We start from the raw sequence: 16,213 nt of genomic DNA, 5'->3' as shown, positions 1-16,213 counted from the left end.
GGGACGTACTTGCGCCGTCCCCTGCCACCGGACCCACCCCGCCATCCCACGGATAGCCAGCTTTTGCCGTTGCTCCGGCTGTTGCCGTTGCCTCGGCGGGTGCAGGGCTGCAAGCCCTGCCGGTAACCCTCACCCCGCCGGGGTGCCGGCACCGTGCAGGTAATCCAGGCTCACCTGCAGCAACGCGCGCAATCCCACATCCAGCGCCTTCTCATCCAGCAGGAACTTCGGCGAATGATTGGCCGGTGCCGTCGCCGGGTCGATGCCCACACTGGTGGAACCCACGAAGAAGAACATGCCCGGCACTTCCTTCGCGTACAGCGAGAAATCCTCCGCACCCATCTGCAGCGGCGGCTCGTACACGTTGTCCTTGCCCACCACCGCCTGCAGGCTCGGCAGCATCTTCGCGGTCAGTGCCGGGTCGTTCACCGTGGCCGGGTTGCCATCGGCCTCGTAGATCTCGGTCACCGCCTTGGCGCCATGCGCGGCGGCGGTGTGCTCGGCCACGTTGCGCAGGTCGGCAAAGATCTGCTGGCGCATGCCTTCGTCGAAGGTGCGGATGGTGCCAACCATCTCCACTTCATCGGGAATGATGTTGTAGCGGATGCCGCCGTTGATCGCGCCGAAGGTCAGCACCGCCGGTTGCTTGGACAGGTTGGCGCGGCGGCTGACGATGGTCTGCGCGGTACCGACCAGATCGGCGGTGGCGACGATCGGGTCAATGCCGTTCCAGGGGGCCGAGCCATGCGTCTGGCGACCGATCACCTTGATCCCGAAGCGGTCCGACGCTGCCATCAGCGGGCCACCGCGCACGGCGATCTGCCCGGCCTGCACACTGGAGAACACGTGGAGGCCGAATACCGCCTCCGGCTTGAAGTCGGCGAACAGGCCTTCCTTCAGCATCAGTGCGGCACCGCCCTCTTCCGGCGGCGGTGCACCTTCCTCGGCCGGCTGGAAGATCAGCATCACCTGGCCCGGCAGGTCCTTCTTCATCGCCACCAATGCTTCGGCCACGCCCAGCAGGGTGGCGGTGTGCGCGTCATGGCCGCAGGCATGCATCACGCCCACGGTCTGCCCGCGGTACTGGTCGGTGGCCTTGGAGGCGAACGGCAGGCCGGTCTGTTCGGTCACCGGCAGCGCGTCCATGTCCGCGCGCAGGGCGATCTTCGGGCCCGGCTTGCCGCCTTCGATGATCGCCACCACGCCGTGGTGGGCGATGCCGGTCTTCGGCTTCAGGCCCATCGCACGCAGGCGCTTGGCGACCTCGGCCGAGGTTCGCACCTCGCGGTTGGACAACTCCGGGTGCTGGTGGAAGTCACGGCGCCATTCGACCACCTTGGCCTGCAGGCGCTGGGCGGCGGCGGTCACTTCGGGGCGTTGCCCGTCCTGGGCATGGGCAAGGACCGGCAGGACCAGCAGCAGGGCGGACAGCAGCAGCGAACGGCGCATCGCAATCTCCACGGCAAAGGGGGTTCCAGCTGAATGTAGGGCAACGCCGCCGCCACGGGAACCTCCGCGGCCAGATCCGGTCATAGCGCCCGTCCCATCCGTCATGCAGGAAACGTGATGTGGCGCAGGTATGCTTTGCGCATTGCCAACCGGGGCCGCGCCCCGTCCAGTCCTCTTGGAGTCCTTGAATGTCACGTGTTTGGAAGATCGTGCTGCTGGTCGTGGCGGTACTGGTGCTGGCCGTGGTCGGCCTGCGCGTACTCGGCGGGGGCAAGGACAAGGCCGGTGGCGCGGCAGCAGCTGCGCGCCAGGGCGGTGAAGACCCGGATGCCGGCCCGGTACCGGTAACCGTGGTGGATGCGGCACGTCAGGACGTGCCGGTCTTTGCCAGCGCGCTGGGCACGGTGACGGCAATGAACACCGTCACCGTCAGCCCGCAGGTGGGCGGACAGCTGATGAGCCTGAACTTCCGCGAAGGCCAGGAAGTGAAGAAGGGCGATGTGCTGGCGGTGATCGACCCGCGCACCGCCCAGGCCAGCTATGACCAGGCGGTGGCATCCAAGCGCCAGAACGAGGCGCTGCTGGCCACCGCGCGCTCCAACTACCAGCGCTCGAACGCGCCGGAGTATCGCCAGTTCGTCGCCAAGACCGATCTGGATACACAGCGAAACCAAGTGGCACAGTACGAAAGCGCAGTCGCGGCGAACGAGGCCAGCATGCGCTCGGCGCAGGTACAGCTGCAGTACACCAAGGTCACCGCGCCGATCACCGGCATCGCCGGCATCCGCGCGGTCGACGCCGGCAACGTGGTCAACGCCGGCACCGCGCTGGTCACGCTGACCCAGATCCATCCGATCCACGTGCAGTTCAACCTGCCCGAGCGCCAGCTCGGCGATGTGCGCCAGGCGCAGGCCGCCGGTGCGGTGCCGGTGGCAGCGCTGGACCGCGCCGATTCGCACGTGCTGTCCGGTGACGGCAAGCTGGACGTGGTCGACAACCTGATCAGTGCCGACAGCGGCACGTTCAAGGCACGCGCGATCTTCGACAACACCGACAACGGCCTGTGGCCGGGCCAGTTCGTCAACGTGCGCATGCAGCTGCGCACGATTGCCGGCGGCGTGGTCATTCCGACCCAGGCGGTGCTGCGCGGGCCGGATGGCGAGTACGTCTATGTGGTGCAGGGCGACAACACGGTGAAGATGCAGACCGTGCGCAGCGGAGTGGAAGTAGGCGACAGCCAGGTGCAGATCGCCGAAGGCCTGAAGGGCGGCGAGCGCGTGGTCAGCGAAGGCCAGTTCCGCCTGAAGCCGGGCAGCAAGGTCACCGCGCTGAAGCCGGGCGAGACCCCGGTCGCACCGACCGAGGCCGAGCTGAAGGCGGCCGAGCAGAAGAACGGTGGCGGCAGTGGCCGTCGCGGTGGTGGCCCGCGCTGAGCGCAGGCCACAGTTCTCCCTCGCGCCGGCAAGCCTGCCGGCGCTGCCATTGAAGTGCCAGCAAGGATCAGTCCGTGGGCTTTTCGACGATCTTCATCCGCCGCCCCATCGCCACCTCGCTGTTGATGGCGGGCCTGTTGCTGCTGGGCATCCTCGGTTACCGCAAGCTGCCGGTGTCGGCGCTGCCGGAAATCGATGCGCCCAGCCTGGTGGTCACCACCCAGTACCCTGGCGCCAACGCCACCACCATGGCCTCGCTGGTCACCACGCCGCTGGAGCGCCAGTTCGGTCAGATCTCCGGGCTGGAGCTGATGACCTCCGACTCGTCGGCCGGGTTGTCCACGATCATCCTGCAGTTCTCGATGGACCGGAACATCGACATCGCCGCGCAGGACGTACAGGCGGCGATACGCCAGGCCACCCTGCCCTCGTCGCTGCCCTACCAGCCGGTCTACAACCGGGTGAACCCGGCCGACGCGGCCATCGTCACCCTCAAGCTGACCTCCGATACGCGGCCGCTGCGCGACGTCAACAACTACGCTGACTCGATCCTCGCCCAGCGCCTGTCGCAGGTACAGGGCGTGGGCCTGGTCTCGATCGCCGGCAACGTGCGTCCGGCCGTGCGCATCCAGGTCAATCCGGCGCAGCTGTCGAACATGGGCCTGACCCTGGAAGAGCTGCGCAGCGCGCTGACCCAGGCCAACGTCAATGCACCCAAGGGTTCACTGAACGGCAAGACCCAGTCCTACAGCATCGGTACCAACGACCAGCTCACCAGTGCCGCCGAGTACCGCGGCACCATCATCAGCTACAAGAACGGCCGTCCGGTGCGTTTGTCCGACGTGGCCGAAGTGGTTGATGGCGTGGAGAACGACCAGCTGGCCGCCTGGGCCGATGGCAAGCCGGCGGTGCTGCTGGAAGTGCGGCGCCAGCCCGGTGCCAACATCGTGCAGACCGTCGAGCGCATCCGCGCGATCCTGCCGCAGCTGCAGGGCGTGCTGCCAGCCGACGTGCACCTGGAGATCTTCAACGACCGTACCGAGACCATCCGCGCCTCGGTGCATGAAGTGCAGTTCACCCTGATCCTCACCATCGGCCTGGTGGTGGCAGTGATCTTCGTGTTCCTGCGCCGGCTGTGGGCCACGATCATTCCCTCGGTGGCCGTGCCACTGTCATTGGCGGGCACTTTCGCGGTGATGGCCTTCACCGGCATGTCGCTGGACAACCTCTCGCTGATGGCGCTGGTGGTGGCCACCGGCTTCGTGGTCGACGATGCGATCGTGATGATCGAGAACATCGTGCGTTACATCGAGCAGGGCAAGAGTGGCAAGGAAGCGGCCGAGATCGGTGCGCGCCAGATCGGCTTCACTGTGCTGTCGCTGACCGTGTCGCTGGTGGCAGTGTTCCTGCCGCTGCTGCTGATGCCCGGCGTCACCGGCCGCCTGTTCCATGAGTTCGCGTGGGTGCTGAGCATCGCCGTCGTCCTGTCGATGCTGATCTCGCTGACGCTGACCCCGATGATGTGCGCCTACCTGCTCAAGCCCGACGCCCTGCCCGAGGGCGAGGACGCGCATGAGCGTGCGGCGGCGGCCGGCACGCAGAACCTGTGGACGCGCACCGTCGGCCTGTACGAGCGCAGCCTGGACTGGGTGCTGGGCCACCAGCGCCTGACCCTGGCCGTGGCCGGCGGCGCACTGGTGCTGACCGTGCTGCTGTACGTGCTGATTCCCAAGGGCCTGCTGCCCGAACAGGACACCGGCCTGATCACCGGCGTGGTGCAGGCCGACCAGAACATCGCCTTCCCGCAGATGGAGCAGCGCACCAGGCAGGTCGCCGAAGCGCTGCGCCAGGATCCGGATGTGACCGGCGTGTCGGCCTTCATTGGCGCGGGCAGCATGAATCCCACGCTCAACCAGGGCCAGCTGTCGATCGTGCTGAAGGAACGCGGCGAGCGCGATGGCCTGGATGAGATCCTGCCGCGCCTGCAGAAGGCGGTGGCCGGTATTCCGGGCGTGGCGCTGTACCTGAAGCCGGTACAGGACGTAACCCTGGACACCCGCGTGGCCGCCACCGAGTACCAGTACTCGTTGTCGGACGTCGATCCGGCGACGGTGGCCACCCAGGCCACGCGCCTGACCGAAGCGCTGCGCAAGCGCCCGGAACTGGCTGACGTCGACAACAACCTGTCCAACCAGGGCCGCGCCCTCGAGCTGAACATCGACCGCGACAAGGCCAGCGTGCTGGGCGTGCCGATGCAGACCATCGACGACACGCTCTACGATGCGTTCGGCCAGCGCCAGATCTCGACCATCTTCACCGAACTCAACCAGTATCGGGTTGTACTGGAAGTGGCGCCGGAGTTCCGCACCAGCACCGCGCTGATGGAACAGCTGGCCGTTGCCTCCAATGGTGCCGGTGCGCTGACCGGTACCAATGCCACCAGCTTCGGCCAGGTCACCTCGTCGAATTCATCGACGGCTACCGGCATCGGCGCGCAGAACACCGGCATCACCGTCGGCGCCGGCAGCATCATTCCGCTCTCGGCACTGGCCGAAGGCAAGGTCAGCAGTGCGCCGCTGGTGGTCAGCCACCAGCAGCAGCTGCCAGCGGTGACGGTCTCGTTCAACGTGGCGCCAGGCTATTCGCTGTCCGACGCCGTGCGTGCGATCCAGGAGACCAAGGACAGCCTGGACATGCCGGCACACCTGCATGCCGAATTCATCGGCAAGGCCGCCGAATTCACCGGCAGCCAGACCGATGTGGTGTGGCTGCTGCTGGCCTCGCTGGTGGTGATCTACATCGTGCTGGGCGTGCTCTACGAGAGCTACATCCACCCGATCACGATCATCTCCACGCTGCCGCCGGCCGGTGTCGGCGCGCTGCTGGCGCTGATGCTGTGCGGGTTGAGCCTGTCGGTGGATGGCATCGTCGGCATCGTGCTGCTGATCGGCATCGTCAAGAAGAACGGCATCATGATGGTGGACTTCGCGATCGAGGCGCGCCGCGCCGGTGCCAATGCGCATGAAGCGATCCGCCGGGCCTGCCTGCTGCGCTTCCGTCCGATCATGATGACCACCGCCGCGGCAATGCTCGGCGCGCTGCCGCTGGCGCTGGGCACCGGCATCGGCTCGGAGCTGCGCCGCCCGCTGGGCATCGCCATCGTCGGCGGCCTGCTGCTGTCGCAGCTGGTGACCCTGTACACCACGCCGGTGATCTACCTGTACATGGAGCGCTTCTCCGAATGGCTTGCCCGCCGCCGCGAGCAGCGCGCACTGCGCGACGGATCGCTTCAGGAGCCGCAGGCATGATCCACGCCCCGCTGCCGCGGGGGGCCGCACGATGAACCTGTCCGGCCCCTTCATCCGCCGCCCGATCGGCACCGCGCTGCTGGCCATCGGCCTGTTCATGGTCGGCCTGATCTGCTACCTGCGCCTGGGCGTGTCGGCACTGCCGAACATCGAGATTCCGGTGATCTTCGTGCACGCCAGCCAATCTGGTGCCGATGCGGCAACCATGGCGTCCACGGTCACCGCGCCGCTGGAACGCCATCTCGGCCAGCTGCCGGGCATCGACCGCATGCGCTCGTCGAGCTCGGAAGGCAGCTCGTTGGTGTTCATGATCTTCCAGAGCGGCCACGACATCGATTCGGCCGCGCTGGACGTACAGACCGCGATCAACTCGGCACAGGCCGACCTGCCCTCGGGCATGGGATCGCCGATGTACCAGAAGGCGAACCCGAACGACGACCCGGTCATCGCCATCGCACTGACCTCGCAGACGCAGTCGGCCGATGAGCTGTACAACGTCGCCGACTCGCTGCTGGCGCAGCGCATCCGCCAGATCAGCGGCGTTGCCTCGGTCGACATTGCCGGTGCTTCGACACCGGCGGTACGCGTGGACGTCAACCTGCGCCTGATGAACGCGCTGGGCCTGACTGCCGATGATCTGCGCAACGCCGTACGCGCGGCCAACGTGACCTCGCCCACCGGCTTCCTCAGCGATGGAAATACCACCACCGCGATCATCGCCAACGATTCGGTCGCGCGTGCGGCCGACTTCGCCGACCTGGTGGTGAAGACCCAGGGCGATGGCCGGGTGATCCGCCTGAAGGACATCGCCAACGTCTACGACGGCCAGCAGGATGCCTACCAGGCCGCGTGGTTCGACCACAAACCCGCCGTGGTGATGTACGTGTTCACCCGCGCCGGCGCCAACATCGTGGAAACCGTGGACCGGGTGAAGGCGCAGATTCCCGCGCTGCGCGACTACCTGCAGCCCGGCACCACGATGACGCCGTACTTCGACCGTACACCGACCATCCGCTCGTCGCTGCATGAAGTGCAGATCACCCTGCTGATCAGCCTGGCAATGGTGGTGCTGACCATGGCGCTGTTCCTGCGCCGGCTGGCGCCGACGCTGATCGCCGCCGTAACCGTGCCGCTGTCGCTGGCCGGTGCCGCGCTGGTGATGTACGTGATGGGCTTCACCCTGAACAACCTGAGCCTGCTGGCGCTGGTGATCGCGATCGGCTTCGTGGTCGACGATGCGATCGTGGTGATCGAGAACATCATGCGTCACCTCGACGAAGGCATGCCGCGGATGCAGGCGGCACTGACCGGCGCGCGCGAGATCGGCTTCACCATCGTCTCGATCACTGCCTCGCTGGTGGCGGTGTTCATTCCGCTGCTGTTCGCCAGCGGCATGATGGGCGCGTTCTTCCGCGAGTTCACCGTCACCCTGGTGGCAGCGATCGTGGTCTCGATGATCGTCTCGCTGACGCTGACCCCGGCGCTGTGCAGCCGCTTCCTCAGCGCCCACGACCACACGGCGCCGCCGTCACGCTTCGGCCGCTGGCTGGACGCCGGCCACGAGCGCATGCTGCGCATCTACACCGTGTTCCTGGACTTCTCGCTGCGCCATGCGCTGCTGCTGTCGCTGACACCGCTGCTGCTGATCGGTGCAACCATCTTCCTGTTCGGTGCAGTGAAGAAGGGCGCGTTCCCGCCGCAGGACACCGGCCTGATCTGGGGCCGCGCCAACTCCAGCGCTACGGTCTCCTTCGAGGACATGGTCAGCCGCCAGCGCCGCATCACCGACATGCTGATGGCCGACCCGGCGGTGAAGACCGTGGGCGTGCGCCTGGGCAGCGGCCGCCAGGGCTCCAGCGCACAGTTCAACGTCGAGCTGAAGTCGCGAAAGGAAGGCCGCCGCGAAACCACCGCGCATGTCCTGGCGCGTCTGAGTGCGAAGGCCGACCGCTACCCCGACCTGCAACTGCGCCTGCGCGCGATCCAGGATCTGCCCAGCAACGATGGCGGTGGCTCCAGCCAGGGCGCGCAGTACCGCATCTCGCTGCAGGGCAATGACCTGGCGTCACTGCAGGAATGGCTGCCCAAACTGCAGGCGGAGCTGAAGAAGAACCCGAAGCTGCGCGACGTCGGCACCGACGTGGACAATGCCGGCCTGCGCCAGAACATCGAGATCGACCGTGCCAAGGCAGCCCGCCTGGGTGTTTCGGTCGGCGCCATCGACGGCGCCCTGTACGGCGCGTTCGGCCAGCGCCAGATCTCGACCATCTATTCAGACATCAACCAGTACAGCGTGGTGGTCAATGCCCTGCCCTCGCAGACCGCCACGCCGGCGGCGCTGGATGAGGTTTACGTGCGTGCGGGCAACGGCGACATGGTGCCGCTCACTGCGGTGGCCACCCAGGTGCCGGGGCTGGCGCCTTCGCAGATCACCCATGAGAACCAGTACACGACGATGGACCTCAGCTACAACCTGGCGCCGAACGTGAGCATGGGCGAAGCCAAGGCGATCATCGACGCCACCGTGGCCGGCATGCGCATGCCCGGCGACATCCGCCTGGCCGATGATGCGGGGTTCGGGTTCAACTCCGATCCCAGCGACATGCTGATCCTGGTGTTTGCCGCGATCCTGACCGTGTACCTGGTGCTGGGCATGCTCTACGAGAGCCTGATCCATCCGGTCACCATCCTGTCCACGCTGCCGGCGGCGGGCGTGGGTGCGCTGCTGGCGTTGTTCGGCACCAACACCGAACTGTCGGTGATCTCGATGATCGCGCTGGTGCTGTTGATCGGCATCGTCAAGAAGAACGCGATCATGATGATCGACTTCGCGCTGGTGGCGCAGCGCGAGCATGGGCTGGCACCGCGCGAGGCGGCACGCGAGGCCAGCATCGTACGCTTCCGTCCGATCATGATGACCACGATGGTGGCGATCCTGGCGGCGGTTCCGCTGGCGATCGGCCTGGGCGAAGGGTCCGAGCTGCGTCGTCCGCTGGGTATCGCGATGATCGGCGGCCTGCTGTTCTCGCAGAGCCTGACCCTGCTCAGCACCCCGGCGCTGTACGTGATCTTCTCCTGCCTGGCCGAGCGCTGGCGGGCACGTCGCGCGCGCAGGCGCGAAGCGAAGCTGCTCAAGCGCGCGCAGCGGGCCTAGAAAGGCCCATCCACGCATGGCGTGGATCTGCTGAAACGGTAGCGCCGGGCCACGCCCCGGCGGCTGCGGATGGTGGATGCGGATCGACGGTCCGCACTCCATATTTCACGCGCAGCCCGCAATAATGGTGGAAGACACTTCCACCGAGCCTGCATGTCCGCCCGCCAATCCCGCCTCAGCCGCCTGTGGGCCCACGAGAAGGCCAGTTATGGCCTGCGGGTGTTCATCGCCCTGACGGCGGCGCTTGCCGTGTGCTGGCATCTGGACGCGCTCACGGCGCTGCCCGGCGTGTTCCTCGGCATCATCGCCAGTGCCATCGCCGAGACCGACGACAACTGGTGGGGCCGGACAAAGGCGGTACTGCTGTCGCTGCTGTGTTTCTGTATCGCTGCAGCCTCGGTGATCTGGCTGTTCCCGTGGCCATGGATCTTCATCGGCGCGCTGGCACTGTCCACCTTCTGCCTGACCCTGCTCGGCGCGCTCGGCGAACGCTACGCATCCATCGCCCAGGCCACGGTAACGCTGGCGATCTACACCATGATCGGCCTGGAACAACACGGTGCCAGCGACCTGCACAGCGCGCTGGACGCGGTCAGCCACCTGCTGGCCGGTGCGGTCTGGTACGGCCTGCTGTCGATCCTGTGGACCGCGCTGTTCGCCAACCGTCCGGTCCGCGAACGCGTGGCGCGCCTGTACGTTGAACTGGGCCGCTACCTGCAGTTGAAGGCAACACTGTTCGAGCCGGTGCGCGAGGCCGACCTGCAACGTCGCCAGCTCGACCTGGCCGAGCAGAACCGGCGCGTGGTCGGTGCGTTGAACGAGGCCAAGACCGCGATCCTCGCCCGCTTCGGCCGTTCCGGGCGGCCAGGCGTGAACTCCGGCCTGTACCTGCGCCTCTATTACATGGCACAGGATTTCCACGAGCGCGCCAGTTCCTCGCACTACCCGTACGGTGCGCTGGTCGATGCTTTCTTCCATAGCGATGTGCTGTACCGCTGCCAGCGCCTGCTCGACCTGCAGGGGCAGGCCTGCGCGCGGCTGGGCGGGGCGATCCGCCTGCGCCGTCCATTCGTGTATGGCGAAAGCAACCAGCAGGCCGGACGCGATCTGGCCGATGCGCTGGCCTACCTGCGCGACCAGCAGCGGCCGCAGTGGCAGCGACTGCTCGGCTCGCTCGACCTGCTCGTGCACAACCTGCGCAGCATCGAGCGCCGCCTGCTGGATGCGGAGCGTTCCGAGGCCAGCCTGGACAACGTCGATACCCGCCTGCGCGACAGCAACCCGCACACCCTTCGCGAGATGGGCGTGCGCGTGCGCCAGCAGCTCACGCCCGGTTCGGTCCTGTTCCGCCACGGCCTGCGCATGGCATTGGCACTGATCGCCGGTTTCGCGGCGATCCGCCTGTTCAATGCCCAGAACGGCTCATGGGTGCTGCTGACCATCGTGTTCGTATGCCGCCCCAACTTCGGTGCCACCCGCCAGCGCCTGGCGCAACGCATCGTCGGCACCGTGGCCGGCCTGGTGCTGACCTGGGCGCTGCTGCAGCTGTTCCCGCAGCTGCACGTGCAGCTGCTGATCGCGCTGCTGTCGGCGCTGTTGTTCTTCTTCACCCGCACCGACCGCTACCTGGTGGCATCGGCGGCGATCACGGTGATGGCCCTGACCTGCTTCAACCTGATCGGCGATGGCTTCGTGCTGATCGTGCCGCGCATGGTCGATACGCTGCTGGGCTGCGCAATTGCCGCCGCCGCCGCGTTCCTGATCCTGCCCGACTGGCAGGGCCGCCAGCTGCACCTTGTGCTGGCGCGCGTGCTGGACACCGCCGCACGCTACCTGGATTCGGTACTGGGCCAGTACCGCAGCGGCATGCGCGATGACCTGGCCTACCGCATCGCCCGCCGCGACATGCACAACGCCGATGCCGCGCTGTCCACCGCGCTGTCGAACATGCTGCGCGAGCCGGGCCACGTGCGCCGCAACCTCGATGCCGGTTTCCATTTCCTGGCGTTGTCCAACATGCTGCTCGGCCATCTCTCGGCGCTGGGTGCGCACCGCGACCAGGTGGACAGTTACGCCGGTGATCCGCTGGCGCTGGCCGCCGGTGAGCGCGTGCGAAAGGCGCTGCAGCAGCTGTCCTCCGCCTTGGCCGCACGGCAGCCGGTCAGCGAGGACGACAATGACGCCGACCGCGCGGTGGCCGCCGAGCTGGAGCAGATCGATGAAGCGATGCCGCCGAAGCTGCAGCTGATCCGCACGCAGATGGCGCTGGTGCTGCGGATGCTGCCGAAGGTGCGGGCGGCGGCGAATGAGGCGGTAACCAGCCTGACCTGATCCCTCATCGCTGGTCGGACATCCCATCCACGCGTGGCGTGGATCTACTGCACCGTGTGCAACCGTGTGTTGCGCCTTGCGATGCATCCCGATCACGTTTCCGCGCGGATACTGGGTGATCCCCTGGTCCTGGACTCCCCCATGAAGATCGAACTCGCCGGCCGTACCGCGCTGGTCACCGCCTCCACCGCCGGCATCGGCCTGGCGATCGCCCAGGGCCTGGCCACAGCGGGTGCGCGGGTCATTCTCAACGGCCGCAGCACCGACAGCGTCGAACGCGCCCGCCAGCGCCTGCTCGCCGCCGTTCCGGGTGCCGACGTGCTCGGCGTGGCCGCCGACCTCTCCGATGCGGCCGGCGTCGACACGCTGCTGGCGGGCCTGCCCAAGGTCGACATCCTGGTCAACAACGCCGGCATTTTCGGCCCCGAGGACTTCTTCGAGACCGAAGACGCAACCTGGGAGCGCTACTGGCAGACCAATGTGATGTCCGGCGTGCGCCTGTCGCGGGCACTGCTGCCGGCGATGGTCGATGCCGGCTGGGGTCGCGTGCTGTTCATCTCCTCCGAATCGGCACGCAACATTCCCGCCGACATGATCCATTACGGTGTCAGCAAGACCGCGCAGCTGTCGCTGTCGCGCGGCCTGGCCAAGCGTGTGGCCGGCAGCGGCGTCACCGTCAACGCAGTGCTGCCCGGCCCGACCCTGTCCGATGGCTTCGCGGCAATGTTCGAAGATGAACGCCAGCGCAGTGGCAAGCCACTGGAGCAGATCGGCCGCGAGTTCGTGATGGCACACCGGCCGTCTTCGGTGATCCAGCGCACCGCCACGGTCGAGGAAGTGGCCAACATGGTGGTGTACCTGGCCTCGCCGCAGGCCTCCGCCACCTCCGGTGCGGCACTGCGCGTGGATGGCGGCGTGGTCGACGATATCGTCTGAGATCTTTCAAAGTGTGCGGACCAACGGTCCGCACCCACAGGTCCGCACCCACAGCGGATGGACAGGAATGCTAGGCTGCGCCGGTCAAGGAGGCTCCATGTCCGGTCACAACCAGTTCGCCCTGCTGCGCCAGCGCCGTTTCCTGCCGTTCTTCGTCGTCCAGGCGCTTGGAGCGTTCAACGACAACGTGTACCGGCAGGCGATCATCAGCATGTTGCTGTTCATGGCCGTGCCGGAGGAAGAACTGGGGCTGTATGCCACGCTGGCACCTGCCATCTTCATCCTGCCGTACTTCCTGTTCTCGGCACTGGCCGGGCAGATCGCCGACAAACTGGAAAAATCGCGACTGATCGTGATCACCACCACCATGGAGATCGTGATCATGTCGCTGGCGGCCACGGGCTTCCTCACCCAGAGCCTGCCGGTACTGCTGGTCGCGCTGTTCTGTACCGGCATGCAGTCAACCCTGTTCGGACCGGTGAAGTACTCGGTACTGCCCTCGGTACTCAAGCCCGAAGAGTTGACCGGTGGCAACGGTCTGGTTGAAATGGGCACCTCGATGTCGATCCTGTCCGGCATGATCGTCGGCGGCCTGGTGTTCACCGTGGCCGGCAGCCACGGCACCGTAGTGGCAGCGTGCGCGATCATCGCGCTGGCCATCTGCGGCAACATCGCCGCGCGCCTGATTCCCAAGGTCGATGCCGGCGACCCGAACCTGAAGATCAACTGGAACCCGCTGCCGGAGTCGCTTTCGGTGCTGCGCATGGCGCGCCAGCAGAAGGCGGTGCGCAATTCGATCCTGGGTGTGTCCTGGTTCTGGTTCGTCGGCACCGTGCTGACCTCGCAGCTGCCGGCCTATGCCGTGACCAACCTCGGCGGTGAGCCGACCCTGTACATCTTCGCGCTGGCCCTGTTCTCGGTCGGCACCGGCATCGGCTCGCTGCTGTGCGAGAAGCTGTCGGCACGCACGGTGGAAATCGGCCTGGTGCCGCTGGGTGCGTTCGGCATGACCGCGTTCCTGCTCGACCTGTACTTCGCCCGCAGTGGCGAAGCAACGGTGCACGGGCTGACCATCGGCACGTTCCTGCAGCAGCCGGGCAGCATCCGCATCGTCATCGACCTGATCGGCATCGGCCTGTTCACCGGCATCTTCGTGGTGCCACTGTTCGCGCTGATCCAGAGCCGCACACCGAAGGCCCAGATGTCGCGCGTGTTCGCCGCGCTGAACATCCAGAATTCCGGCTTCATCGTCGGCGCAGCCCTGCTGTCGCTGGCCGCGCACAAGCTGCTGCACTGGACCATTCCGCAGCAGTTCCTGGCGCTGGCGATCGCCAACGCGCTGGTGGCGATCTACATCTTCACCATCGTCCCCGAATTCCTGATGCGCTTCCTCAGCTGGCTGATGGTGCGCACCCTGTACCGGCTGCGACCGCACGGCATCGAAGCGAACGTGCCCGACGAAGGCGCCGCGCTGCTGGTCTGCAACCATGTCAGCTACATGGACGCGCTGATCCTGTCGGCGACGATTCCGCGCCCGGTGCGCTTCGTCATGTACTACAGGATCTTCAACATCCCGGTGATGCGCTGGATCTTCCGCACCGCCAAGGCGATCCCGATTGCCGGCGCGCGCGAAGACCCGGCGCTGATGCAGCGCGCGTTCGATGACATAGACGCCGCGCTGGCCGAAGGCGAGCTGGTCTGCATCTTCCCCGAAGGTGCGTTGACCAAGGATGGTGCGATGGCGCCGTTCAAGTCCGGCGTCGAGAAGATCCTCGAACGGCGGCCGGTGCCGGTGGTGCCGATGGCGCTGCGCGGCATGTGGTCGAGCATGTGGAGCCGTCGCGACAGCCGCCTTGGCCGGATGCGCGTGCCACGCCGTTTCCGTGCCACCGTCGAGGTGGTGGCCGCACCGGCCGTGGATGGCCACAGCACCAGCGCACCGGTGTTGGAGGCCCAGGTGCGGGCCTTGCGCGGCGATCACGCCTGACGGTACCGGCCCGCCAGGCGGGCCCGGCAACCTCCCCCACATACGTCACCGTCCAGTGGCGTACGCGACATGTCGTGACTGTAAACGCATACATGCAACGTCGGTTGCGGTAGATTACGCACCCACAGGGGGGAGGTCCGGCCGATACATCACGGCCGGCCACCAAGGAATGGAGTCTCGCTTTGAATCAACCGCCACCGCTCAGCCGTCCGGTCTACATCCCCAACCATCTGGTCTGGGCGATCCTGACGACGCTGTTCTGCTGCCTGCCGTTGGGCGTGGTGTCGATCGTCTATGCCTCCCAGGTCGATGGCCGCCGCGCGGCCGGCGACCTGCCGGGGGCCTACAGCGCGTCGCGCAAGGCGGGCTGGTGGGCGGTGGCTTCGGCCGTGGCCCTGCCGGTCCTGTTGCTGTTGTGGTTCGGGCTGTTCGGCGGCTTGGCCGTACTGGGCGCTCTTTCCGACCAATGATTCACCACCACCACCCATCAAGGAGCTTGAACCCATGAACACCGCTACTCCGCAGGTCCCGAACAACCTGGTCTGGGCGATCCTGACCACCCTGTTCTGCTGCCTGCCGGCCGGCATCGTGTCGATCGTCTACGCCGCCCAGGTCAACGGCAAGCTGGCTGCTGGCGACATCGCCGGCGCCCAGGATTCGGCTGCCAAGGCCAAGAAGTGGGCCATCTGGTCGGCCATCGCCTGGGTCGTCGTGGTCGTGCTGTACGTGCTGTTCTTCGTTGTGCTCGGCGGCATGGGCGCGATGAGCAACAGCAGCTACTGATGCGCCTGGACGGATCCGGCGCCTGCGCCGGATCCGTTGTTGCATGTCCGCGCTTCCCGCTCCTTCCCGACTCGCCCGCTGGGCACCGCTGCTGGTTTCCGCCGGCCTGGCCGTGGGTGCCACAGTGGTCCTGCGCAACGTCAATCCGTATGTCGCCGGCAATCCGTTGCCGAGCTGCCCGCTGTACGCCCTGACCGGCCTGTACTGCCCGGGCTGTGGCAGCACGCGCTGCCTGTATTCCCTGGTCCACTTCGACCTGCCCGGCGCGATGGCGATGAACCCGCTGCTGGTCATCAGCCTGCCGTTCCTGTTGCTGATGCTGCTGAACATCGCCGGCATCCGTCCACGCGTGCTCGACCCGCTGATGCGGGTACTGGCCAATCCTGTGTTCTGGCTCTGGGTGCTGCCCGGGTATGCGCTGCTGCGAAACCTGCCGTGGGCACCGTTCACGGCACTGGCACCGGTCTAGGTTTCCAGCCAACGGCGCAGCCCCTCGTGGTGGGCGGCGTTTGAAGGCAGAAGCCTTGGGGTTGGCCGGGCGGGATGGGGTTGCGGGGGTGTCCGCGGCATGGATGCCGCGGCCAAGCCTCCACGGACGGATTCACGGCGTCCCCCGCAACCCCATCCCGCCCGGCCACGGACAGTTTCCGTGTGCGTCCACCACGGAAAAGAAAAAGAAGATCAAAAGCGAAAGCGGATCGCTTCGCTCCGCATCCACGCATGGCGTGGATCTACCGTGTCGACCAAGGTCGACACCCACCGGCAGTCGCAGTTGACCCACCGTCACCGGGAAACTGTCGGGGGTGGGGCGGTGTGGGGCCGCAGGACCGTT

The 16,213-nt window shown here is 66.7% G+C and carries 10 protein-coding genes; 9 read left to right on the top strand and 1 reads right to left on the bottom strand.

Features of this window, described 5'->3' with window-relative positions; genetic code table 11:
• Positions 1-129: 129 nt before the first annotated feature.
• Entirely contained in the window at positions 130-1,449 is a 1,320-nt protein-coding gene (locus tag N5D20_RS24020) for a M20 family metallopeptidase (RefSeq protein WP_197579862.1), read from the bottom strand.
• A 188-nt stretch (positions 1,450-1,637) separates the two neighbouring features.
• On the opposite strand from N5D20_RS24020, the gene N5D20_RS24015 reads away from it, so the two are divergent.
• The 9 genes from N5D20_RS24015 (at position 1,638) to N5D20_RS23975 (ending at position 15,850) form a co-directional block, all read left to right on the top strand.
• Positions 1,638-2,882, top strand: coding sequence for an efflux RND transporter periplasmic adaptor subunit (locus N5D20_RS24015; protein WP_197579860.1), 1,245 nt, complete (start codon positions 1,638-1,640; stop codon positions 2,880-2,882).
• Between the two features lie 74 nt (positions 2,883-2,956).
• Positions 2,957-6,190, top strand: a complete 3,234-nt coding sequence (locus tag N5D20_RS24010; RefSeq protein ID WP_197579858.1) for an efflux RND transporter permease subunit — start codon at positions 2,957-2,959, stop codon at positions 6,188-6,190.
• Between the two features lie 31 nt (positions 6,191-6,221).
• The gene (locus tag N5D20_RS24005; protein ID WP_010481014.1) at positions 6,222-9,344 is read left to right on the top strand and encodes an efflux RND transporter permease subunit; all 3,123 of its coding nucleotides are present in this window, start codon (positions 6,222-6,224) and stop codon (positions 9,342-9,344) included.
• A gap of 153 nt (positions 9,345-9,497) precedes the next feature.
• On the top strand, positions 9,498-11,675 hold the full coding sequence (gene yccS / locus N5D20_RS24000) for a YccS family putative transporter (RefSeq protein WP_197579856.1): 2,178 nt from the start codon (positions 9,498-9,500) through the stop codon (positions 11,673-11,675).
• Between the two features lie 141 nt (positions 11,676-11,816).
• Positions 11,817-12,611, top strand: a complete 795-nt coding sequence (locus tag N5D20_RS23995) for an SDR family oxidoreductase (protein WP_071305944.1) — start codon at positions 11,817-11,819, stop codon at positions 12,609-12,611.
• A 97-nt stretch (positions 12,612-12,708) separates the two neighbouring features.
• Positions 12,709-14,598, top strand: a complete 1,890-nt coding sequence (locus N5D20_RS23990) for an MFS transporter (protein ID WP_197579854.1) — start codon at positions 12,709-12,711, stop codon at positions 14,596-14,598.
• Positions 14,599-14,780: 182 nt separating this feature from the next.
• On the top strand, positions 14,781-15,068 hold the full coding sequence (locus N5D20_RS23985) for a CD225/dispanin family protein (RefSeq protein ID WP_005419784.1): 288 nt from the start codon (positions 14,781-14,783) through the stop codon (positions 15,066-15,068).
• A 34-nt stretch (positions 15,069-15,102) separates the two neighbouring features.
• Positions 15,103-15,381: a CD225/dispanin family protein gene (locus N5D20_RS23980; protein WP_010481000.1), complete on the top strand. Its 279-nt coding sequence runs from the start codon at positions 15,103-15,105 to the stop codon at positions 15,379-15,381.
• A 43-nt stretch (positions 15,382-15,424) separates the two neighbouring features.
• Positions 15,425-15,850, top strand: coding sequence for a DUF2752 domain-containing protein (locus N5D20_RS23975; protein ID WP_043397326.1), 426 nt, complete (start codon positions 15,425-15,427; stop codon positions 15,848-15,850).
• Positions 15,851-16,213: the final 363 nt, after the last annotated feature.

This window comes from Stenotrophomonas sp. GD03877 (assembly GCF_029840555.1).
Classification (GTDB): domain Bacteria; phylum Pseudomonadota; class Gammaproteobacteria; order Xanthomonadales; family Xanthomonadaceae; genus Stenotrophomonas; species Stenotrophomonas geniculata.
This window is presented reverse-complemented; position numbering and strand designations above follow the sequence as displayed.